General features: G+C 36.8%; 17 protein-coding genes. 8 read left to right on the plus strand and 9 right to left on the minus strand.

Annotated elements, in window-relative coordinates; genetic code table 11:
* Nucleotides 1-37: 37 nt before the first annotated feature.
* A complete protein-coding gene (locus QGN23_RS06985) occupies nucleotides 38-4249 on the minus strand; it encodes a T9SS type B sorting domain-containing protein (RefSeq protein ID WP_282906268.1) in 4212 nt (1403 codons plus the stop codon).
* A 682-nt stretch (nucleotides 4250-4931) separates the two neighbouring features.
* On the opposite strand from QGN23_RS06985, the gene QGN23_RS06990 reads away from it, so the two are divergent.
* From QGN23_RS06990 to QGN23_RS07020, 7 genes are all read left to right on the plus strand, one after another.
* The gene (locus tag QGN23_RS06990) at nucleotides 4932-6605 is read left to right on the plus strand and encodes a glutamine--tRNA ligase/YqeY domain fusion protein (RefSeq protein WP_282906378.1); all 1674 of its coding nucleotides are present in this window, start codon (nucleotides 4932-4934) and stop codon (nucleotides 6603-6605) included.
* Nucleotides 6606-6805: 200 nt separating this feature from the next.
* Nucleotides 6806-7978: a thioredoxin family protein gene (locus QGN23_RS06995; protein WP_282906269.1), complete on the plus strand. Its 1173-nt coding sequence runs from the start codon at nucleotides 6806-6808 to the stop codon at nucleotides 7976-7978.
* Nucleotides 7979-7982: 4 nt separating this feature from the next.
* A complete protein-coding gene (locus QGN23_RS07000) occupies nucleotides 7983-8612 on the plus strand; it encodes a DUF3575 domain-containing protein (protein ID WP_396127347.1) in 630 nt (209 codons plus the stop codon).
* A 2-nt stretch (nucleotides 8613-8614) separates the two neighbouring features.
* On the plus strand, nucleotides 8615-8818 hold the full coding sequence (locus QGN23_RS07005; protein ID WP_282906271.1) for a hypothetical protein: 204 nt from the start codon (nucleotides 8615-8617) through the stop codon (nucleotides 8816-8818).
* A gap of 92 nt (nucleotides 8819-8910) precedes the next feature.
* Entirely contained in the window at nucleotides 8911-9906 is a 996-nt protein-coding gene (gene dusB / locus QGN23_RS07010; RefSeq protein WP_282906272.1) for a tRNA dihydrouridine synthase DusB, read from the plus strand.
* A gap of 345 nt (nucleotides 9907-10251) precedes the next feature.
* The gene (locus QGN23_RS07015; RefSeq protein ID WP_133438698.1) at nucleotides 10252-11181 is read left to right on the plus strand and encodes an ABC transporter ATP-binding protein; all 930 of its coding nucleotides are present in this window, start codon (nucleotides 10252-10254) and stop codon (nucleotides 11179-11181) included.
* A gap of 30 nt (nucleotides 11182-11211) precedes the next feature.
* Nucleotides 11212-12528, plus strand: coding sequence for an ABC transporter permease (locus QGN23_RS07020; RefSeq protein ID WP_282906273.1), 1317 nt, complete (start codon nucleotides 11212-11214; stop codon nucleotides 12526-12528).
* Nucleotides 12529-12661: 133 nt separating this feature from the next.
* On the opposite strand, the gene QGN23_RS07025 is transcribed toward QGN23_RS07020, so the two are convergent.
* The 8 genes from QGN23_RS07025 to QGN23_RS07060 all read right to left on the minus strand — a co-directional run bounded on the left by QGN23_RS07025 (nucleotide 12662) and on the right by QGN23_RS07060 (nucleotide 23037).
* A complete protein-coding gene (locus tag QGN23_RS07025) occupies nucleotides 12662-13693 on the minus strand; it encodes an NAD(P)/FAD-dependent oxidoreductase (protein ID WP_282906274.1) in 1032 nt (343 codons plus the stop codon).
* Nucleotides 13694-13795: 102 nt separating this feature from the next.
* The gene (gene porN / locus QGN23_RS07030) at nucleotides 13796-14674 is read right to left on the minus strand and encodes a type IX secretion system ring subunit PorN/GldN (protein WP_282906379.1); all 879 of its coding nucleotides are present in this window, start codon (nucleotides 14672-14674) and stop codon (nucleotides 13796-13798) included.
* A 243-nt stretch (nucleotides 14675-14917) separates the two neighbouring features.
* Nucleotides 14918-16477, minus strand: a complete 1560-nt coding sequence (gene porM, locus QGN23_RS07035; RefSeq protein WP_282906275.1) for a type IX secretion system motor protein PorM/GldM — start codon at nucleotides 16475-16477, stop codon at nucleotides 14918-14920.
* Between the two features lie 51 nt (nucleotides 16478-16528).
* The gene (porL, locus tag QGN23_RS07040; protein ID WP_282906276.1) at nucleotides 16529-17215 is read right to left on the minus strand and encodes a type IX secretion system motor protein PorL/GldL; all 687 of its coding nucleotides are present in this window, start codon (nucleotides 17213-17215) and stop codon (nucleotides 16529-16531) included.
* Between the two features lie 43 nt (nucleotides 17216-17258).
* Nucleotides 17259-18662: a T9SS ring complex lipoprotein PorK/GldK gene (gene porK, locus QGN23_RS07045; RefSeq protein WP_282906277.1), complete on the minus strand. Its 1404-nt coding sequence runs from the start codon at nucleotides 18660-18662 to the stop codon at nucleotides 17259-17261.
* 107 nt (nucleotides 18663-18769) lie between these two features.
* Complete coding sequence (glmS, locus tag QGN23_RS07050; RefSeq protein WP_282906278.1) at nucleotides 18770-20623, minus strand: glutamine--fructose-6-phosphate transaminase (isomerizing); 1854 nt, start codon at nucleotides 20621-20623, stop codon at nucleotides 18770-18772.
* A gap of 35 nt (nucleotides 20624-20658) precedes the next feature.
* Nucleotides 20659-22251 carry a DUF4270 family protein gene (locus QGN23_RS07055; protein ID WP_282906279.1) on the minus strand — a complete coding sequence of 531 codons (1593 nt, stop codon included), beginning with the start codon at nucleotides 22249-22251 and terminating at the stop codon, nucleotides 20659-20661.
* Nucleotides 22252-22266: 15 nt separating this feature from the next.
* Nucleotides 22267-23037: a glycogen/starch synthase gene (locus tag QGN23_RS07060; RefSeq protein WP_133438707.1), complete on the minus strand. Its 771-nt coding sequence runs from the start codon at nucleotides 23035-23037 to the stop codon at nucleotides 22267-22269.
* 196 nt (nucleotides 23038-23233) lie between these two features.
* Here QGN23_RS07060 and panC point away from each other — a divergent pair, with 196 nt between their 5' ends.
* Complete coding sequence (gene panC / locus QGN23_RS07065; protein ID WP_282906280.1) at nucleotides 23234-24082, plus strand: pantoate--beta-alanine ligase; 849 nt, start codon at nucleotides 23234-23236, stop codon at nucleotides 24080-24082.
* Nucleotides 24083-24200: the final 118 nt, after the last annotated feature.

Below are 24200 nucleotides of genomic sequence, written 5' to 3' on the forward strand. Positions count from 1 at the left end.
ATTAAAGAAGTTGCTTTGTACTTATTGCAACCGGGATTTAATTTCTGTTTTTCACTAAAACCCAGCCTGTAAACACCCGGCCATCAGCCAAAGTTAAAACATACCAGTAAGCATCCGTGGAAACCACGCGACCCAAAGTTTTGCCATCCCACTCTAAACGGGTTGCACTTTCCTGCTCAAAAATCTTTTCTTTGAATCTGTTGAATACTTTTAAATTTGTTTTCTGGCCATCAAAAACATTGAGATCATCGATAATCCAGGTATCATTAATACCGTCGTCATTCGGACTGAAAGCATTTCTAATATTTAAAACCAATCCTTTTTTTATTTGTGGATTACAATCTGAATCTTCAAATTTCACATAAAACGTGATTACGCCATAAGGTAAATTGTAGAAAACATTTACGTCCTGATAGTTAATACCGTCGATGGAATAAAGGATTTTTTTACTTCCGGTCGCAATCACCGTATAAGAATTTCCGCTTGGCAATAATTTAGTGATAATGGGAACCTCATAAATTTTAACATTTACATCAGTAGTGAAGGTACAGTTGTTAGAAGCCGTTACCATTAATGAATAAACGCCCGCTGTTTTTACATTTCTTAACTCTTTGGTAGTTGAGACTACTTCTCCCGCTGGATTTTTCCATTCAAAACTCACAATATTAAGATTAGAAAAATCGGGTTTAATATCCACGAAACCATCCGGACAGAAATAATAATCCGGCAAAATGATCATCGGTGTTTTCTTAAGACTTAATTTAATTTCCACCTTTTCCGGACAGAATCCCGGAGCGCTTACTTTCGCAAAGATCGTTTTTGGTCCCGAGTTTTCATTAAATAAATAACTTTGTGGATTAGAAATTTTATTTGTTCCGTTATTAATATCTAAAACAGTCGGATAATATTCAAATGTTGCAGTGCCAGAATAAATAGTTTTTTCAAACCGCGTGATATCCAGGTTTTCAACGTTATCGTTTCCCGTGTCACAGTCATTAATTAAAAATGGTCCGCTATTGTTAAAGGTAATTTTTTTTCCCAGAGATAAATCAATGGAAGCGGTATCAAAACATCCCGGGATATTTTCTACCCGCACCCAAATTCTGGTTGTCGCAGGACCAAAACTGTATTTCGCCGGATTTGCAATCGGATTGGTATTGGTATCAGCATCTGCTTTAGTCTGGAAAAAACTGAAAATATTTTCGGTATCTGCGGTATACACCATTCGGTCTGTAAAACTTGTTAAATCAACATCTGTCAGACCATCGAGATTATCGTCGCATAAGTCTCCAATAACAGCGTTCATCGCTTTCGGAGGAAGATAGGTTTGAAGTTCAATTGGTGCCACAGAATAACAACCGATTGATTTAGACGTAAACCTCGCCCATACAGTCGTTTTTGAATTGATCGTGACTACCGGTGAATTAATTTGTGTAGCAGGAACTCCCGCATTGGCCGCACTTTCTGTTTTATAGTAAGAAATCGTGAGATCGCCGATGGCCAGTAAATTTTCATTTTGGTAAAATAACTGCGGCAAAGCCTCTGTCAGATCAAAAGACTCATTGAGATTAAAGTCATAATCACATTTTTTAAGAATTGCTTTTTTTAAAACAACAACCGGTAAAAAATTCAGTTGAATATTTAACGTGCTCACAGAAAAACAGCCGCTTCCGAAGGAAACCTTCACATAAACAACCTTCGTTTTGGGAATAACAAATCCAGTAGGCGTGGAGATCAAACCTGTCAAAGAATTGTTCGCAGGATTATACCCCGTATAATATTGAAAGCTGACAGCATCAGAACCTGTATAAATTTCGGACTCGTAATTGGTGAGATCGAAGGGTTCCAGTCCATCATTATTATTATCGCAAACATTATCCTTAACAACTGTGATCACTTGTTCAACAACGGGTGTTGAAACCAAAGAAAGCTCAATTTGAAAAACTGCTGAACAACTATAGGATACTATTCTCACAAAGAGTTTCGCCGTATTCTGAACTTTATAACTGCTGATTGCATTCGTATTATTCTGGGCATCTGTATAATTAGAAAAAAAGGAAACAGCAGCATTCTGAGATCCTATGATCCGTTTGCTTAGAGTAGAAAGCGTCACATTTTCTTCACCATCATTTTTAAAGTCACAAATTTCAAACACAGACTGTTTTATGACCACATGCACCAAATTAATTTCAAGCGCTCTCACCGCATAACAATCTGTAGCGTCGGAGAACTTCACATAAAAAGTTTTGGTCACCAAATCGCCGTTATCCGTAATGGTCTGGAAATTTGAAATTGGATTTATATCATCTTCTGCATCAGCAGCTGACAAAAAGAATGTCGTCGTAATACCAGCGGATGACTGCAACAACATTCCCGGAGCATAATCATTTAAATCAACAGCGATATCCTGAGTTCCATCAAAACAGATATAAGCCGTGTGGTCTTTTGCTTCAACTTTGGTTAAGGTGATATCCAGATTGATAACAGCAATACTGAAACAGCCTCCAGGTGCCTGCACCCTTACATAAACCTGATACTTCCCATCCCTAACAGTAGTCAAAACAGAGCCTGTTCCGGAGTACGCTTCCTGGTATGTCGCATAGAAACTTAAGATCACGTTTGGATCAGAGGTGACTTGAGAACCCAACGCCGCCATAAAATCAAAAGGTTCCGTCAAATCACCCAAATAATCGCAGGTGGAAAGCACCAATGGTATCGGAGAATTTACAACAGGTGACGATAAGAAATTCAACGTAACAGGACCAAAAGTTTGACTGCATGTCGCGGTCTTATAATTAACGTAAAGCTGAAGATTGTTAACAAGATTAGCCGTTTGAACTTCATTAATATTATTTTCAGCATCTGCCTGCGATAAAAAATAATGAATACTTCCGTTAACAGGCGAAGCAAATAATTTCGGGTCAAGAAGTGAAAGTTTAAAATTGTTTTCTACCCCATCATTATTAATGTCACAAATAGCGATGTTCGAAGTAAGCAAACTTTTTGAAATGAGATTGAGATTTAAAACGGCAGTCCGAAAACATCCCGGATCAGATTTACTTTGAACACGCACATAAAAAATTCTGTTTGCACTCAGTACAAAATTTACAGGTTGCGGATTCACCGCATTTTGAGCATCTGCCAACGAATTATGAAAACTAAAAATCAAATTACCCGGATTTTGAGGCGTGAGATCAGCAACATAATCCTCCAGATTAACGTTAAATGAACTGTTTCCGCAGAAAACTTCAGTCGAATTTTTTGCCAACGGGTAATCCAGCGCATAAGTTACCGCTGAAGTATCCTGTAAAACATACTCCAGATTACCACAAAGCGGATAGGAAACTTTCACGGTATAAATTTCATTTTTTTCCGCACAAATCTTTACAATATCTCCACTTCCAACCTTTACGTTGCTTGAATTGAACCAAGAAACTTGTGGAATAACTGCATTACCGTTTGGCGTAAATTTCCAGGCTTCATTTTGCGCTTCCCAAATTCCCGAATTTCTGACGGCAGGTGAATACCCTATGGTCGCTTCCGAATTTATAATTCCCAAAAGCGAATTTTTAAATTTGGCTTCCGCACAGAGTAAAGGTTTGTTTTCCACAAAAATCTCAACAATATTAGACCCTTCAGAAAGCACGATTTGGGAAGTCACCGTTTGGTCACAACCCAACACTCTTCCTTTGTAGAAATTCACGACGAGTTTCCGGCAGGGAGCTGTTCCGATGACGCTGTAATACACTTCGGAATCGTTCGCTTTAGAAAAAACCAAATCACTGAATACGCCGAAAATACTGTTTTTAGGAAGCGTGATGCTGGGATTCAATTCCTCCACATTAGGATAATTTACTTTCCCCAACTGGGTACTGTCAAAAGTAAGAACACCATTGCTACTGACAATTACCTCGCTGTAATTTTTTCCGAAATAACAAAAATTAAAAGGAATATTTATTTTACTGAAAAACAAATCATCTGCATCTGCATTTAGCGGCGTTCCGGAATTGAAATCACCGTAAGGACTGAAATTTTCCGAAGAAACACGGTACGATGTTGTTTCAAAAAAAGTTGGATAGGTTGCCTTCAATTGAAGACAGCTTCCGGTGAGTGGATAATTGCAGTCTATAACAGGATCTTTGTTGCCATTAACATCAGTAATTTTTACCGTATTGCAGAATTGCTGACCAAATAAAGGCAGGCAGTATGTTAAAAAAGATAATGTTAAAAAAATTAATCTTCTATGCATAACATTATTGACGGTTTTATATTATTCACCCCTCATAATTTGTGTTTTTGTCGGAAATAATCCCCCTTAAATCCTAGCCCACAATTTACGATTATATTCCGAATTAATAATATTATGTTAAGTTAAATTTAATAATTCATTTCTATAAGTTTAGAAATAAATTATTAAATACCCTGAAAGACTGCCTGATACAGATTTCGCCTGCCACTCAAAGCAGCATTTTCTACAAGATTTAAAATATATCAGTTTTCAGATCCTGGCAGGCCTTTTCGCGGATTGAAAGAAAATAAATCAAGATCTTTAAGACAAATGCCGGACCGTTACATTAATTAATACTATCTGATATCGAACAACTTATTTATCTTAAAAAAGCTGAATAAGATTAAAATAAATCTTATAATTTAAATATCATGTTTAAATTTATCATTATATCCAAACTCCCACTATCAAGCAATAAAATCGAGTTTAAAAATAATAACAAATTCAGTGTTTAAAATTCATAAGCCATACTGCTTTATTCATCGAATGATTCATATAAAATATAACCCTTTAAACAGTGGAACAAATCTGTTTAAACTTCAAAATAAATCAGGGTAACTTCCTATTAAACGAAAAAAAGCACCAAAATATTCTACTTTTTATTTTCCTCACTTTTCGCTAAATTTGCCAAATGAACAATCCCATGGAAGAAGATAAAAAACCCCTCAATTTTATTGAGCAAATAATAGAAGAAGATTTAGCGAATGGATTACCGAAAGAGAAATTACGTTTCCGTTTCCCACCAGAGCCCAATGGATACCTGCATATAGGTCACACCAAAGCGATCTGCATCAACTTCGGGCTGGGTGAAAAATATGGCGCGCCGGTAAACCTTCGTTTTGATGACACCAATCCTGAAAAAGAAGAACAGGAATTTGTTGATTCCATTAAAACTGATATCGACTGGTTGGGTTTTAAATATGATCAGGAATTGTATGCTTCCGATTATTTCGACCAATTATATGACTGGGCCGTTCAGATGATTAAAAACGGTAAAGCTTATATCGATGAGCAACCCTCGGAAAAAATTACTGAGCAGAGAAAAAACCCTTTCGAAGATGGTGTTGAATCACCGTTTAGAAACCGTGCGGTTGAAGAAAGTTTAGCTCTTTTCGAAAAAATGAAAAACGGCGAGTTCGAAGAAGGTGCAATGTCGCTTCGTGCAAAAATCGATATGACTTCTCCGAATATGAATATGCGCGATCCTGTGATGTATCGAATTTTAAAAAGACCGCATCACCGCACCGGCGACAAATGGAAAATTTACCCGATGTACGATTGGGCACACGGCGAATCCGATTATATCGAACAGATTTCACACTCTTTATGCTCTTTAGAGTTTGAAAATCACCGGCCGTTATACGATTGGTACTTAGATCAGGTATACGTAAATGATACCACACGAAACAAACAACGTGAATTTGCACGCATGAATGTTTCTTACATGATCACTTCTAAAAGAAAATTACAGCGATTAGTAGCCGAGAACGCAGTTACAGGTTGGGATGATCCAAGAATGCCTACCATTTCAGGGATGCGCAGATTAGGATTTACGCCGGCTTCCATTAAAAATTTTATTGAAAGAGTTGGTGTGGCAAAAAGAGAAAATCTCATCGACATTCAGTTGCTGGAGTTTTTCGTACGCGAAGATTTAAATAAAATTGCAACCCGCGTTATGGCAGTCGTTGATCCAGTAAAACTGGTGATTACCAATTATCCGGAAAATGAAGAAGAATGGCTGGAAACTGAGAATAATCCGGAGCAGCATGATGCAGGAACAAGAACAGTTCCGTTCTCGAAAGAATTATATATCGAAAGAGAAGACTTTAAAGAAGAAGGAAATAAGAAATTCTTCCGTTTGAAATTAGGCGGAGAAGTTCGTTTGAAATCGGCTTATATTATTAAAGCTGAAAGTGTAGACAAAGATGAAAATGGCGAGATCACAACTATATATGCTACTTACGACGAGAAAAGCAAATCTGGAAGTGGTACGGAAGAAAGTTTGAGAAAAGTAAAAGGAACCTTGCATTGGGTTTCGGCAAAACACGCAATTCCGGTGGATGTTAGAATTTACGACCGACTTTTTACAACACCACAACCCGATGCGGAGAAGGAAACTGATTTCATGCAATTCATTAATCCTGAAAGTTTAAAAATCGTTCAGGGATTTGCAGAACCAAGTTTAAAAAACGCCGCAATCGGCCATCCTTATCAATTTCAACGAATTGGCTATTTCACCAAAGACAGAGATTCTTCTGATGAAAAACTTGTGTTTAACAGAACCGTAACTTTAAAAGATGGATTCAAGCCAGAGTAATTTTTTAAAGATAATATTTAAAACTTCGGAATTTCCGGAGTTTTTTCATTTTATTTGAATTAAATTTCAGTTACATCACTGAAAATCAAAATCTTTTGTCCTGCACTTTTTAACTCAAATGCTCAGATTACTTTAATTCAGCTTCTATTTTAACTCCATTTTATAATATTATAATTAACTTCGCATCGAATTTTATTAAAATGAAAAAAACGCTTACCTTCCTTTTCTTACTTATTTTCTTGATATCATTTTCTCAAGAGTCGATTAATTTTGAAAACACCAGCTTTAAAGAAGTTTTAGCAAAAGCAAAACGCGAAAAAAAACTGGTCTTTATGGATGCTTACGCTTCCTGGTGTGGACCCTGTAAATTAATGGAGAAAAACATTTTCACGCTTCCCGCCGTAAAAGCATATTACAATGCCAATTTCATTAATGCGAGATTCGACATGGAAAAAGGAGAAGGCCGGGATATCGCCTTAAAATATCAAGTCCGCTCTTATCCTTCTTTTCTATTTCTAAATGGTGATGGCGAAGTGGTGATGAAAAACTACGGCTATATGGGCGAAGAAGATTTCATTGCAATTGCGAAAGAAGCCAATAATCCTTTATTAGTAAACAGTAATCCCAAACAACTTTTCGAAAAAGGGGAAAGTGATCCTGCGTTTCTCTTAAATATGATGCGCCAAAATGCACAAAGTGATTATGAGTTGGCAAAGAAAGTTTCCGAGCGTTATTTTAAAGTTAAGAAAGATCAGGAATTAACGAGAGATGATATTGGAATGTTGCTGTATTTTCTGAAATCTCCCAGTGATCCAAATTACCAGGTTTTTAAAGATAGAAAAGCAAATATCGTTAAAGAAATGTCAGAAGATATTTACAACCAGTTTGATGTGAATATTAAAATTTCCAAAGTAATGGAAAGTTCCCTGGATCAAAATTCAGGAATTATTAATGATGATTATTTTTACAAAAACGCAGTTCCATTGGTAGGAAAAGCAGAAGCCGAAACTGCGTTGAACAGAATGAAAATTATTTATTATCCCAATGTTGGCAATTTTAAGGAATATGAAAAAGCGGCCTTAATTTATTATAAAAATGCAGATGATTTCGATCCTGAAGAATTATTGAAAGCAGCGTGGATTTTCAGTGAGCATGTGGACAATAAAACGTCATTAAAAAAAGCTGAAGAATGGGCAGAAAAATCGGTAATGAAATCTGAAAATGCAGAAAACACTTATATTCTTGCCAAAATCTACCAAAAAACAGGAAAGAAAGAGAATGCAAAAATATATGCCGAAATAGCTAAAAATTTGGCACAGCAACAAGGAAAAGATTCTTCTGCAGCTACCCAACTTTTAGAAAATTTAAAATAATCTAGTGATTTTGAAAAAAACAATTCTACTGTTCGTCCTCTTAATTGGTCTTCTGAGTAAGGCTCAAAACCAAAACCATCAAACTTCTAAAAACATCTATCTTAAAGGAAATGCTCTTTTTCTTCCGCTGGGAATGTTAAATGCAGGCGTGGAATATCAATTAAAAGAAAAGGTAACGCTGCAAGCCGATATTTTTATTTCCCCCTGGAAATCATTTATGGGGAAATATGCCCAGGTTTATATGATAGGTTTCGACGGAAGATACTATTTTGACGAAGCTTTCAAACATTTTTACGTAGGCGCTAATATTTCCGGTGCTCGTTTTATCATTCAAAAATATAATTATTGGGGCGACGGTATTTTTCAATATACTCCCGAGTCACCAATTTATAACAACAAAGATCTTTACCAAGAAGGTTTTGCTATTATTTTAGGCGCAACAGTTGGATATCAGTTTCAGTTAAGTGACCGGTGGAATATGGATTTGTATCTAGGAGCCGGTAATTCGCAGGGTTTTTATAGAGGTTATCACAAAGAATTGGGAATCCGATATGATGACGATGGCCGCCGCTGGGACAAAAGCGGCGAATGGATTCCGTACCGAGGCGGAATAATGATCGGCTATAAATTATAATCATGAATATAAAAAGCACAAAATTTGCGGTTATTGCCGTATTGACCTTCATCATCTTATTCCTGTTTAATTATATCGGAAATACGGAACCAGATAAAATAGAACGTGCCCTGATGACTGCTGTTGCCGGAGTCATCGGCTTAACCATCGGAATGTGGTTCGTTTATAAAAACTCGAAAGACGATACCCATCACGACTTTGATTAAAGTAAAAAGAAACAAAATAGACTTCAGCTGAGGTCTATTTTTTTATAACAAACGGCTTTCGTTTTTCCTCTCATAATTAATATCTTTGCACCATGATAAAAATCGGAAATATAGAACTGCCCGAATTCCCGTTGTTGCTTGCACCGATGGAAGATGTTTCGGATCCACCATTTCGAAAGTTATGTAAAATGCACGGTGCAGACTTGATGTATTCAGAATTTATTTCTTCCGAAGGATTAATTCGCGATGCGATGAAAAGCATGAAGAAGCTCGATATTTTCGATTACGAAAGACCCGTTGGAATTCAGATTTTCGGTGGCGATGAAGAAGCGATGTCACTTTCAGCAAAAATTGTAGAAGCTGTAAATCCTGATCTCGTCGATATTAATTTTGGCTGTCCGGTAAAAAAGGTAGTTTGTAAAGGAGCTGGTGCCGGCGTTTTGAAAGATATCGATCTGATGATCAGATTGACCAAAGCTGTTGTAAATTCTACCCATCTTCCCGTGACTGTAAAAACCCGGCTAGGTTGGGATACAGAAAGCATCAACATTATGGAAGTTGCAGAAAGATTGCAGGATGCGGGAGTAAAAGCTTTAACGATTCATGCAAGAACACGCGCTCAAATGTACAAAGGAGAAGCGGATTGGAATTACATTCATGCCGTAAAAAATAACCCGAATATCGAAATCCCAATTTTTGGGAATGGTGATATTGATTCTGCGCAAAAAGCGTGGGAATATAAAAATAAATTCGACTGTGATGGAATAATGATCGGCCGTGGCGCGATCGGTTATCCCTGGATTTTTAATGAGGTAAAACATTTTTTCAAAACTGGAGAAATTTTGCCCGAACCAACTATTACTCAAAGATTAGAGGCCGTAAGACAACACGCTAAATGGAGCAAAGACTGGAAAGGCGAACGGCTAGGACTGATAGAAATGCGCCAACATTACAGCAATTATTTCCGTGGTATTCCACATTTTAAAGATTTCCGCCGTAAATTTCTAGAGGTTTTCACTTTAGAAGAAATGGATGCTGTGATCGCTGAAGCGGATGCTTTTTACAGGAATTTCGATTTTGTGAATTAATCTTAAAGAGCCAAGGTAAAAGTAAAAAGAGCCAAGTTTGTAATTCAGTGTTTAGGTTATTATTGAGTAGTTGAATTATTGAGTATTTGAACAAACACCTGTTTTCTTACTTTTCACTCAAACATCCGATTACGGAATTACACCAAAGCTTCTACACAGCCCTGATTGTACAGCATGTTTGAGCTCTTTTTCCAGATTTTCCAGATGACATTTAGCGGTTGCGAAAAGCGGTAAAAAGCGGCAGTGAAAGCATCTCGTCTTTAGGATGAGACGGCTCTTAAAAAATTGCCTTAATTTCCGTAACTTTTGCCTTATTTAAAGGACTAATCATTTAAAATTATTTCGATGCTCAAAGCAGAAAACGTAACTAAAACCTATAACGCAGGTAAAAAACTGGCGCTAGAGGATTTCTCCATAGATGTTCCGGAAGCAAGTATTTACGGACTTTTAGGTCCGAACGGTGCGGGAAAGACTACTTTCATCAGAATCATCAATCAGATTACACAAGCCGATTCCGGCAACGTTTATATCAATAAACAAAAACTGAATCCTGACCATATCCGACAAATCGGTTATATGCCGGAAGAACGTGGTTTGTATAAAAACATGACCGTTGGCGACCAACTTTTATATTTCGGGGAACTGAAAGGAATGACCAAAAATGACGCATTAAAAGAAGCTAAATATTGGTTTGAACAATTGGAAATCGACCAATGGTGGAAGAAAAAACTGAGTGAACTTTCGAAAGGAATGGCACAGAAAATTCAGTTTGTGGTAACGGTTTTGCACCGGCCGAAATTATTGATACTGGATGAACCTTTTTCGGGTTTCGATCCGGTAAATGCCAATCTGATTAAAGATCAAATCCTTAATTTAAAAAAGAACGGAACTACCATTATCTTATCTACTCACCGCATGGAAAGTGTGGAGGAAATGTGTGATTATGTAGCACTGATCAACCAGTCAAGAAAAGTTTTAGACGGAAAAGTATTTGATGTCAGAGAACAGTTCAAGAAAAATATTTTCAATGTTACTTTAGCTGAAGTGGATCAGGAAAGATTTACCCAATTTAACAGTCAGTTTGAAATCCAGAATTATTCCACAGAGAATCAACTGGTGTCATTCGATTTGAAAAATGATAAAGATCAAAATCTGTTACTGAACGAACTGATGAAAGTTGGAAAAATCCGTTCGTTTGATGAAAAAATTCCGAGCATGAACGAAGTCTTCATCAATGCGGTAAGTGGGACTGAAAAACCGGAATTCTCTTTATAATCCGGCCTAAAACTTTAATTAAAAATATTTATGAAAAATATATTCCTGATTACCAAAAGAGAATATCTGACGCAGGTTAAGAAAAAATCTTTTGTTATTTTGACGCTTTTAGCACCGGTTCTGATGATTGGTTTTGCCGCATTGATTGGTTTTATGTTTAAGGCAAATGAAAGCACAAGCACCTTCAACGTGGTTGACAAAAGCGGACTTTTTGTAGGAAATCTGAAAAGTACCGATAAAATTAAATATGTATTTGTGCCTGCTGTAAATGAGAAATCATTAGTAGCAACTTTGAAAGATATGGATGGCATTGAAGGTTTACTGATTATTCCGGAATTAAAAAATCAAAATTACGACGAGTTACAAAAAGACTCTAAGTTATTAATTAATAAGAAAATAGGTTTTGACACCAAAACAAAAGTAGCATCGGACCTCGCTCAAATTATAAGGAAAGAAAAAATAAAAACCCTGGGCATTTCTGAAAACCAGATGAAAAATCTGGATGCAAATTTTGAACTGAATACTCAAAACGTAGTGGACAATAAAAGTTCTGATAATGATTTATCGTTCGGCGTAAAATCCGGTTTAGCGATGGTTCTCATGTACGCCGTTTTTATGTTCATCATCATCTATGGAGTTCGGGTCATGCGCAGTGTTTTAGAAGAAAAAAACAACCGCGTCGTAGAAATCATCATTTCGTCAGTAAAACCATTTGAGTTGATGATGGGAAAAATTCTGGGCGTAACTTTAGTTGCATTAACGCAATTCTGCATTTGGATTACGATGTCTGTAATCGGAGCTTTATTTCTAAATACAGGAATTGCTGCGATGAAAAATCAGATTCCAGGCGGTGAACAATCGGCGGAAATGATGCAGAAATTCGACTTTCAGCAAATCGCCGGAGAAGTTTCCCATATTCTTTTAGACATGAATGTTGCGTTGATCATCAGCGTATTTATCGTGTTCTTTTTACTCGGCTATATTTTCTACAGCTCGATGTATGCGGCAATTGGTTCTGCAGTTGATAACGAGACAGAAACCCAACAGTTTACCATGTTTGCCATCATTCCGCTAATGGTGGGAATGTACGGAAGTTTCACGATCATGAATAATCCCGAAGGTCCGCTTGGTTTTTGGTTGTCCATGATTCCGTTTACTTCACCGGTTGCGATGATTGCAAGGATTCCTTTTGGAGTGCCGGTTTGGCAAATTATACTTTCCGCTTCCTTGCTTTTAGTTTCCACTTTATTAATGATTTATATTGCTGCAAAAGTGTACCGCGTGGGCATTTTAATGTACGGAAACAAAGCGACCGCGAAAGAACTTTGGAAATGGATCAGAAGTTAGGAGCTGGATGTTAGATGTTAGATGTTAGATGTTAGATGTTAGATGTTAGATGTTAGATGAAAATTACAGGAAACTTCCTACCAATAAAAAACGCTGCAATTACTGCGGCGTTTTTCATTTCTGATCTTTAAATTTATTTATTAAATCGTTTTAAATCAACTTCTTTCATTAATTCGTGGCCATTTTCGATGTGCTCATACAATTCTTTAGAAAAGTAACAACCATTGAGAATACCTCTCGCTCCCAAACCGTTAAAAATATAATAATTTTGGTGGTCAGGAAGATTTCCGATAATCGGCCGGCGGTCTTTTACTGTCGGACGAAAACCGTAATTCACTTCTTGGACTTCAAAATCATGCGGATAGAAAGCAGAAAGTCCTTCTTTCAACTCTTCAGTTTTAAAGTCATCGATTTCATTTTCCCGTTCGTTGGGATCATAAGTTCCTCCGTAATAGTAAATATCATTATTTAAAGGAAACAGAAAATGCTTTTTCTTTAAAGTATACTGATGTTTCAATTTTTCTGATAGTTTCACTTTTAAATGATGACCTTTATTTGCAATCACCTGAATATCGGTAAAAAACGGGTTTTTTCTCACGCCCATTCCTTCACAAAAGACAATATTTTTAAAAGTAAATCCTTCATAAGTTGAGCCTTCAATTTTAGAATAATCAAACTTTTGCTTTACTACCATTTCACGCTCTTGTAAATAGGCCGAGATTCCTTTGAAAAAACCGTTAACATCCAAACGGGCGGAATGATTTACCTCGCCGGTTCCAAATGGATTTATAATGATTTCCAGTGTTTCAAAATCTGGATTTAGAAAGGGTTTCAATTCATCGGTTTCCGTTTTCATTAACCATAAATCCTTTTCTCTTTCATCATGAAAAATACGGTGGATTTTTTCTTGAATTAAATAATTTTCGCCGGTATAAGTTTCAATTTCCGAAACTGTTTTGGTCAAAAATTCTATTTGCTCCGCAGCCAGCCAAAATGTGGTAAATTTCTTTAACACCAAAGGATTCACAATTCCTGCGGAAACCTGAGAAGCTCCTTTTTTATCTGCCGAAAACAAAACAAAAGATTTTTGATGAAGAATTAACTGATGGGCAAAAAAGAAAGCAGCGTAGCCGTCGCCAACGATAATATAATCTACATTTTTCATTGATAATTTAATTGATAAAAAGGGATTTTTGAACTCAGTATAAGTTCTAAAAAAAACCTGAGTAAAGGTACTCAGGTTTTTGTTTATCTTCAAAGGAATTGATTAATAATTCCACATGTCGCTTTCCATTTGCAGGATTTGCGCTTTGATTCTTTCGCTTTCTTCTAACTGTTCGTCGGCATCATTCGGGATATAATCCTTGATGATCCCATTTCCTAAACCATTATCTGATTTATAGATAATGCTGGAGAATCTTCTTGCATTTAATAAATCATCAAAAGAAATATCAGAAGAAAGATTTTTATTGTTAAAAGCCACAGCGTTCGCCAAAACATTCCTTGCATCGGGATAATACACCCAAAACAAGTCAATCAGTTCATCCTTAGAAGCAAGCGGCTGACCATCCGGGCCAAACTGCCCCATCAATGAAGGATCCTGACCCATCGCTGCAATCCCTAGTAATCTGTATTTCATCTGGCTATCTCTACGGTCGATATACCACATTCCTTTAATTTTTAAAACCTTTACATTTTCAGTTTTGGTTTCATACACGTTGGTGTACTCCTTCATTTCCTCGGCAGTCAATTTACCGGCTTCATTAATCCGGTCAATTCCTGCGTTGCTCATCACCTCGTTTTTAATACGGGACTGAATTGCATCTGGTCTAAGTCTTGTCTGGAACATTTCATCGTCATACACTTCTTTGATTCTACCGTCATTAATGGCATCGAACAAAAGCTGATAGAGTGACTTATTTTCCGAGACTAATCCATCTTCGTTATGATAAAAAGGCTGATTAATCTTATCATTCATATCGATGATTTCCCAAACTACCATACTCTTCAAAACGTCTTTATCTTCAATAAATCCATAATCTAAAGGAGTGATTTTATTAGAAACCATAGAGTCACCCTGCTTGATTAAGTTCAAATCTCTATATTTTCTAAAGGATTCGGGAGATTTCGCATTTAATATAGACATTGAATTAATCGGTGTATCCTCTACTGCTCCACCCTGATATTCAGCAGGCTCTTGTACCACAGGTTCCGCCTGCACAATTGGTTTTGCAGCAACCGTCTTTTTAGGCGTAGCTTTCTTTTGTGGTTTTTTCTTGGTTTGTGCTCCAACTGCGCTAAAACTCAAAGCAAGCACTATCAATATGAATTTTTTCATTCTAAATTATTTATACTAATGATAAGATGTACTATCAAATCATTAACGTAATTATTGTACGTTTATTACTACCGGAGGAATCTGTTTTAAGGTTTGTCCACCAAGGCCAGTCGCTGTTGCATTAATATTATATACATACGCAATATCCCCATTACGAAGATTTTTCGTGAGATTAGCTACAGAACTCAGTGAGTTTCCATTAATCAACATTCCTGCTTTTCCAGGTACTCTAAACATGAAACTGTTTACGGTAAAACTTACCGGGAAATCGAAGTCCGGCATTACTACAGAAACTTTTTGGTTCGGAATTGAACTTGCAGGCATCGAAACCACATAGTTCCCCTGAATTTCTCCGACCGGTGCCGGCACACTTTTAATTCTGAAAGGGAACGCCTGTGAAATAACACCACCTTTCGGATCACGTCCTGAAATGGTTAAGGTCACCGTGCTTCCGCCTCCAGGTGTAACGGTCCATTTTCCTCCGCCTCCGCTTACAGATGCTCCCGGTGCAGATAAAGAAATTCCTGACATATCTGCTCCTAAGATCGATCCTGAAATTGGATTCGGCAATCCACGGTATAGCACATTCATTTTATCAGCAGTTACAAGTGCTCCTTTCTGTGCTTTCAATTCCTGTGCACCTGCGATTACTTTATAAGTATGGTTGTATTTTAAAGGAATTACTTTGCCTTTTACGTCAGTAAATGAAATTTCCCCACTAAAGGTTTTTTCACCTAATGTACTTGTCTCTAAATTCTTAACTCCCTGACCATTTTCAATCGTCAAACCAGGCATCGATAATCCCGGAACATTGCTGGAATAGTTTCCAATAGCGACTTTACCCTGTGCAGGTTCTCCCTGAATAACAGTTGCCGGTGCGGAAACAATCGCAGAGTAAGCATCAAACTTAATATCTGCGTCCACTTTTTCCTGAAGCATTACCGATAAAGCATCACCCTGAATTCCTCTTGCGGAAGACTGGATTACTTCTAAATTCGATAAGGCAGCAATTAAAGGCTGGTTATAAAATTTATATTGAAGGAAATTCTTACTGTTTTTAGGTTTATCAAACTCAGAAATCATCTGCTTATTGGTTCTGTTCACCAATTCTTTCATCAACGGATTGGAGCCAAAAGTCTGGTTTACATAAGTTCTGAAATCATCAATCTTTGCTTTTAAATCAAGAGCTATTTTTGATGGTTTTGTTTCATCGCCTCCAGCAAAAAACATATTGGTAGAAGGTTCGGTATTATTTAGCGCTGCAAAACTTTCCTGAATTTCATTCTTGGTGTCGTATTCTGCATCTTTACTTAGATCTCTTTTTAACTGTTCGATGGATCCCACTAAATCTTCAGCTTTCGCTTCCAGTCCTTTATAGTTATTCAGAGGTGTAGTAAATGTTTCTGGAGATTTTTCAGCTTTTACTTCGAGAGTCTTTTTAAATATCGCATTGTTACTCTCCGTCAACACCCTGGTTTCTTCCAAAGAACCGGTCGTGTCTTTATATGATCTGATGATTTCCTGATCAATCTGCATTGCAAGCATCGCAATGAAAACCAAATACATCAAGTTGATCATCTTCTGACGGGGTGTCTGTTTTCCTTGTGCCATTTTAATAAATTTTGTTAATAGTTTAAATTTTAAATATAAATGGTAAGGAAACTATGATTTCATTGCGCTAAGCATTCCGCCGTAAACTCTATTAAGACTGTTAAGGTTAGAAGTTAATCCTGATAATTCTTCGTTAAATTTCTCTGAATGTAAAGCTGATTTCTGCATGTCTTCGACATATTTTTTGCTATATTCAGTTTGTGTTTTTCCGTGTTCCAACTGGAGTGCATATAATGCATTCATGCTTTCAAGATGACTTGCAGCCAACATCAGCTGATCGTTATATTTTGCCGTAGAACCACCAACATCCACTGTTTGATTAATTTGATCTACAGAACTTGAGAATTTTTCGATTCCTGTTCTTAAACGGTCAAATAAGTTTACATCCAATTTAGCATCAGCAAGCATTTTGTCTAATTTATCAGACAAAGAAACTTCCAGTTCTTTCACTTCTGCCAATTGCATTGCACCGGTAGAATGTTTTGGATTTGGCGTAGCATGGCTATCTAAAAGCTCCGGATACACGTTTTCCCAAGCATAAGATTCTTCAGTTTTAGGAGCATCGAATGCAAAAATAACAAAGATAATTGCCTCCGTGATAAGACCAGCGGCAAGGGTCACGTTTCCAGAAATCGGTCCGATACTCCAGTGAGTCATTTTGAAAAGTGCTCCTAAAATTACGATTGCAGCTCCAAATGAATAGATGAAATTGTAAGTTGCTTCTTTAGTTTTAAACATGGTTATGAATTTTATTAGTAGTTATTAACTGTTTTTTGTTTTTTTAATTTGTTCTTTTCTTGTACTTAGCTGTTCCCTCAGGAATATCCTGAACTGTTCTAAAACCAATATAACTTCTTGCAGAATCTTTTCTCTCGTAATCTCTAGATCCAGTCATTAACAAATAACCAATATCTTTCCAAGATCCACCACGTACTGTTTTTCGAGGTTCTCTGTATGCTTGATTTGACAAATAAGGGTTCAGGGTAGAAGCAAACTGGTAGGTTGAATTATTGTAAGGAGACTCCGTCCATTCTGCAACGTTTCCTGCCATATCATAAAGCCCAAATCCATTTTTAGGGAATTTCTTTACAGGAGCCGTATAAGTGTAGGTTCCTTTCTTTTCGTCTTCGATATAATTACCTCTTTTCGGTTTGAAGTTTGCCAAATAACATCCTCTGTCATCTTGCAGATAAGGCCCACCCCAAGGATAGGTTGCGTTCTCTTTACCTCCTCTGGCAGCATATTCCCATTCAGCTTCAGTTGGAAGACGGAATGACATTGCTTTTTGCTTTTTCTTTTTCAAAGATTCGTTATAATCTGATTTTAACTTTGATTTGAAATTACAAAACGCTCTTGCCTGATCCCAGGTTACTCCGACTACAGGATAATTTTTATAAGCACTGTGCCAAAAATAGCCATCATACAGAGGTTCGTTATAGGCATAATTAAAATCCTTTAACCAAACCGTAGTATCGGGATAAACGGCGATGCTTTCTTTTTTCAAGTATTTAGCACCTCTCGATTTATCTTTAACTGCAGACTCAATATCTTCCCATTTATAAGAATACTTCAATTTTCTGGTATCGATAATTCTCTCATTATTGATTCTTTCTGCCGGTGGGAGGTATACTGATTCTAAAATCTCAGCATATTGAGCATCCGGATAATCCGAAGTTCTCCATTTCAGCGGAACGCTCCAATCTAATTTTTTAGACTCGTCATAACCATCTCTTCCCCCTTGGGACTCCATGAATTCCTGGTAAGCATTGGGAGTAGTACCTGCTTTTTTAGAAGCGTAGGCAAAATTACCAATCCCTGCTCCTGAACCGTCGCCAGCTGCTTCAGCTAATAAAGAACGCACAACACTGTCCCGTACATAATTAATGAAAACTCTATACTCGGCGTTGGTGATTTCGGTTTCATCCATAAAGAACGAAGAAACAGTAACCGTTTTAAGCGTTGCCTTTTCTGGAGTATTGGTAAAATCCTGATCAGCTAAACCCATCACATAAGATCCGGCAGGAATTGCCACCATACCGTAAGGTCTTTCTGAAACAAAGGATTTTGCTTTGTTTCTTGGTATCAACTCTCCTTTGGATCCTCCCTTGCCGGCGGAGCTTCCCCCGCTTTTTGAACACGAGATTACTACAGTAGCTGATAATAATATAAGGAATACTCTTTTCATTCTAATAATTGAAATTAAGCGGTAAATATATAATTTTTTGAAAAAACATTTATGATTTTTTTTCAAAAACGTAAAAATGTCTGTATTATTTTACAATCGTTTACTTTTTATTCAACAGTAACTGATTTTGCAAGGTTTCTCGGTTGGTCAACATTGGCTCCGCGGTACACTGCAATATAATACGCTAATAGTTGTAAAGGCACAGAAGCGATAATTGGAGAGAAACATTCTGAAGTTTCCGGGAATTCAATTACGTAATCTGCCACAGAAGCAACTTGTGTGTCGCCTTTATTCACCACTGCAATAACTTTTCCTTTTCTGGCTTTAATTTCCTGAACGTTGCTCACAATTTTGTCATAATGCCCTTTTTTCGGTGCTATAATAACGATTGGCATATTTTCATCAATCAATGCGATTGGACCATGCTTCATTTCGGCAGCAGGATATCCTTCTGCGTGAATGTAAGAAATCTCTTTTAACTTCAAAGCTCCTTCCAGCGCTGCAGGGAAATTATATCCTCTTCCTAAATAAAGGAAATTTTGGGCATCAACAAAGTTCTTTGCGATTTCCTTTGTAATTTCGTGGGTGGTATCTAAAACTTCCTGAACTTTTTGCGGAATGGTATCCAGTTCAGTGATTAATCTCATGAACTCCTGGTTGCTTAAATGTCCGTTGTGCTTCCCTAATTTTAAAGCAATCAAAGAAAGAACTGTCAACTGGGCAGTAAATGCTTTTGTTGAAGCAACACCTATTTCCGGTCCGGCGTGCGTATAAGATCCTGCATCAGTAACTCTCGAAATAGAGGAATCTACGACATTACAAATTCCGTACACGAAAGCACCTTTCTCTTTAGCCATTTTTATAGCAGCCATCGTATCGGCAGTTTCACCTGACTGAGAAATCGCAATCACGATATCTTTTTCAGAAATAATTGGATTTCTATATCTAAATTCTGAAGCATATTCTACTTCTACAGGAATTCTTGCAAACTCCTCGATTAAATATTCTCCGATAAGACCGGCATGCCAAGATGTTCCACAGGCGATAATGGTGATTTTCTGAGCTTGGTTTAATCTTTCCAGGTTATCCCAGATTCCGGCCATCTTGATGATTCCTTCTTCTACCAGCAATCTGCCTCTTAAAGTATCGTGAATCGATTTTGGCTGCTCGAAAATTTCTTTTAACATGAAATGTTCATAACCTCCTTTTTCAATCTGCTCCAAACTCAATTTTAATTGCTGAACTTCTGGGGTAATCTTTACATTATCTTTAATATTTCTGATGTCAACCCCGTTTTCTAAAGAAATAGTAGCCATGTGCCCTTCTTCCAAATAAACGGCCTCTTTTGTAAATTCAACAAAAGGAGAAGCATCTGAGGCAATGAAATATTCATTATTTCCTAAACCGATGGCTAAAGGAGAACCTAATCTGGCAACCACCAATACTCCCGGAAAATCTTCGTGCATTACCGTAATTGCATATGCGCCGAAAACTTCATTCAAAGCATAACGAACTGCCGTAGGGAAATCCATTTCTTCATTAATATCCATAATGTACTGAATGAGATTCACCAGTACTTCTGTATCTGTTTCTGAGTGAAAAGTAAATCCTTTCTCGGTCAGCATAATTTTCAGGGTATCATAGTTTTCGATAATCCCATTATGAACCAAAGCGATTTTACCATTATTTGAAAGATGTGGATGTGAGTTTCTGTCACTTGGAACCCCGTGCGTTGCCCATCGGGTATGCCCCATTCCTATATGTGCAGTACCTGCTAAATTTCCTGAAATAGCAACCAGATCATCTACTTTTCCTTTCGTCTTTGAAACACTAAAAACTGAATTACTATTTTCGAGTACAATTCCCGCACTGTCGTATCCTCTATACTCTAATCTGCGAAGCCCATTAATTACTACTTCATAAGCATCTTGAAAACCAGTATATCCTACAATTCCACACATATAATATCTTATTTTTTTAGTTATTGTTTTTCTAATTATTGTTTTTGTCCGTAAGTCAGGATCAATCTTGCACTTTTATCACTTACAGGATTAGCAAGATTTGTATCTGTACCTTCAAATACTGCTCTGTTAGGAGTATAACTTCTGGTATTAAAATTCTGAGATCCTAAAGACGAATATATGGCACCCAGTAAACTACCAGCGGTATCTGTTGTGTAGGAACCTACGTTTATAATTAGGTCATAGTTAGGCTCTTGTTTTTCAATAATATCTTTGAAAGTCTGTGTAATTCCGATATCATAATGCGCAGGAGTTTTTTGCAAATCATAAGCTTTTACCAAATTATAAATTCCAGTACCTGCTAAAGTACTCATATCAATCAAATAATTGTCAAGATATTCTTTCTCACCTGGTTTAGGATTTAAATTTCTTTGTCTTACAACAAAATTATCAGGTTTTTTATAAGCATTAGTCCAACTTTGGTCTGTATAAATACGGATTTTAGCTGAGATAATACCAATCTTATTACTGTTAAATAAAGTTCTGATATTTGCAACATCTGCAGCTGGAACCCGAAGGCCAATTCCTGGACCTCCCATTCCCTGCGCAAAAAGCTTCGCATCACCGGTTATTTGGTTTGATGTTGCTAAACCAGTTGCAGAAGGTGTTCCTGTACGGTTGAAAGCAATTTGATTAAAATACGCATTAGAACCTCCCATATTCATCATGTACACCGACTGCTCTCTAGTGGTTACTCCATTGGCAACTTTATCATTTTTGTAATAAAGATTAAGTTCTGTGGTAGTAGGATCAAAATTAAAAAGATAGCCATTGTTTTCATCAACAGAAACTTTAATCCCTTTAAAATATCTTATAAATGAAGCTGCATCAGAAAGCTCCGGCGAAGATGCTTTATTAATAATCTTATTCGCAAAAAAAGCACTGTCTAAAGGGATTCTTAGTGCAGCACTTCTTTCAAACAATACCGTATCATCACCCGTTTTGGTCACTTTAACAGAATGAACATTTCCGTCAAAAGTTTTTGCACCAATCTGCGCTCCCGTATTCACAACTTTGTTAGAATAAACAACATCAGTATTTGCGCCCAAAAAGTCGGTAACTTCATAAACCTTAAAGTTCAAAAGCGTTTTTCCACCAATTTTGGTATTACCATATTTAATGACTGGGTAGGTACTGACAACTTTTTTTGCCGGTACAGCCCCTTCCGGATAAATATATTTATCATTGGTCACTGTAGTCACAGAATCTGCAGCATACTGTGGCTTAATTACCAACACTGCTGAATCAAGTTTTGCATTGGTTCCGAAATCGGGATTTGCTCCAGATAGCCTAACCTGAGAAACGTATGCAGATTTCTGCATTCCAAATTGAGACTCCGAAAAAGCACCCAAGGTTGCACTTTGCAATCGCGCCGCATCAGTTCTTATTGAATCGTGATTATTGGAATTATAAGCGATAATCGGGTAAGATACTTCTTTCCCTTTCGCTCCGTCTTGAAAAAATTGTGAACCTAATTGATCTGCATCCGGTTCACAATTCACTAAAATTAAACTCCCAATTACTAATGTTGCAGTAATTTTGAATAATTCTTGGATATTTCTTATCATTAAATATAAATTGATTTAGTATAACTTGTTGATTGAATCAGCGTCTATATATTCTGATTTGGCCGTTTTAGTATCGGTAAAAGCTTTGTTAAGATCCTCTTCCAGGAATTCATCACCTTTTATTACTAAATCAACCATATCGATACTTTCGATAACAAAACTCTGAAAACTTGGATTCTTAAACGCTTTTAGGCCGGTAATATTGTCGAATTTCATTTTTTCTTCCACAGACTCAGATAATGCCATATTATCCTCATTATAAACGGAAAGAACTATTTTGGAATCATTAAAATAAGAATCATTTTTGTAAAAAGTCTTTAAATAAACAGGTATAAAAGAGGCCATCCATCCATTCAGGTGAATCACATCCGGCACCCAGTTAAGTTTCTTGATGGTTTCAATCACTCCTCTGGCAAAGAAAATTGCCCGTTCATCATTATCGGTGAAAGGCTGTCCTTTATCGTCGATGTAGAATTGCTTTCTCTTAAAATACTCCTCATTGTCGATGAAATAAACCTGCAATCTCTCTCCCGGCAAAGATGCTACCTTAATAATGAGGGGTTGATCCAAATCATTAATAATAATATTCATTCCGGATAGACGAATTACCTCATGCAATTGAAATTTTCTTTCGCTGATCTGGCCAAATTTTGGCATAAACACTCTCACATCATTTCCGTCTTGGTGCATTTTGAGTGCCATCTTACTCACCATTGTCGCCATATTGTTATCTTCCTGATAAGGAGACATCTCCGTGGTTACATATAAAATCTTTTGGTTCGGCATAAATTCTAACTTTCTTCTAAATTTTTGGGCAGAATATTCTACAACGCAAATTTACGAAATTTTAATGTAATAATTTTTAATTAACATTAATTAAGATTATTACCTAAAATAACTGCAAGTCTTCGAAAAAAATCGCAAAAATTTACCTCCCCTTTTGCCGGAATTTGTTATTTTTACAAGGATATTCTAATTAATTATGGAAATTTTCAGAGACAAAAAAACACTTATAGATTATGTCGAACGGCAGAAAGAAATGGGCAAAAGAATCGGGTTTGCTCCTACAATGGGCGCATTGCACGGTGGCCATCTTTCATTATACAAAATAGCCGCCACAGAAAACGATCTGGTTATTTCTTCCATTTTCGTAAATCCTACACAATTTAATAATCCTGAGGATTTAACAAAATATCCGCGAGATACCGATCGGGATATTGCGCTACTGAAAAATACAGGAATCGTTGATGCCTTGTATCTCCCCGAAGTTGTCGATCTGTATCCCGAAGGACTAAAAAGTAAATCCTATGATTTCGATGGTCTGGAAAATGAAATGGAAGGCAAGTTTCGTCCCGGACATTTTGACGGGGTAGGAACCGTAGTGGAAGAACTTTTGAGACAGGTAAAACCAGACAATGCCTACTTCGGAGAAAAAGATTATCAGCAATTGGCTATTATCGAAAAACTGGTAGAGCAATTGCATCTTCCTGTGAAAATCCACGGTGTGCCAATTTACCGTGAAGAAAACGGTCTCGCCATGAGTTCGCGAAATGAAAGACTGAACCCTATTCAAAGAGATGCAGCCAAAGTCATTCATGATACTCTGCTAAAAGTAAATGACTGGTTCCGGATCATTACTGTTGCTGAAATAAATAAACGCGTGAAAGATATTTTCGATGACCAGCGCGGAATGACTCTGGAATATTTTGAAATCGCTGATGAAAAAACTTTAAAACAAACCGATTTCTTTTACAAAGACAAAAAATACCGCGCCTTTATCGTCGTAAATGTTGGTACAGTCCGACTAATTGATAATTTGCATTTGGATTAAATTCTTTCAAAAACCTAAATAAAGCATTTGTTTTTATTGGCGGTCATTATAAAAAACTCCGAATATTTGGAAAAAGACAAACTGTAGATACTTTTCAACAAATCCCTTGAACCTTAAT

The organism is Chryseobacterium gotjawalense (genome assembly GCF_030012525.1).
GTDB lineage: Bacteria > Bacteroidota > Bacteroidia > Flavobacteriales > Weeksellaceae > Kaistella > Kaistella gotjawalense.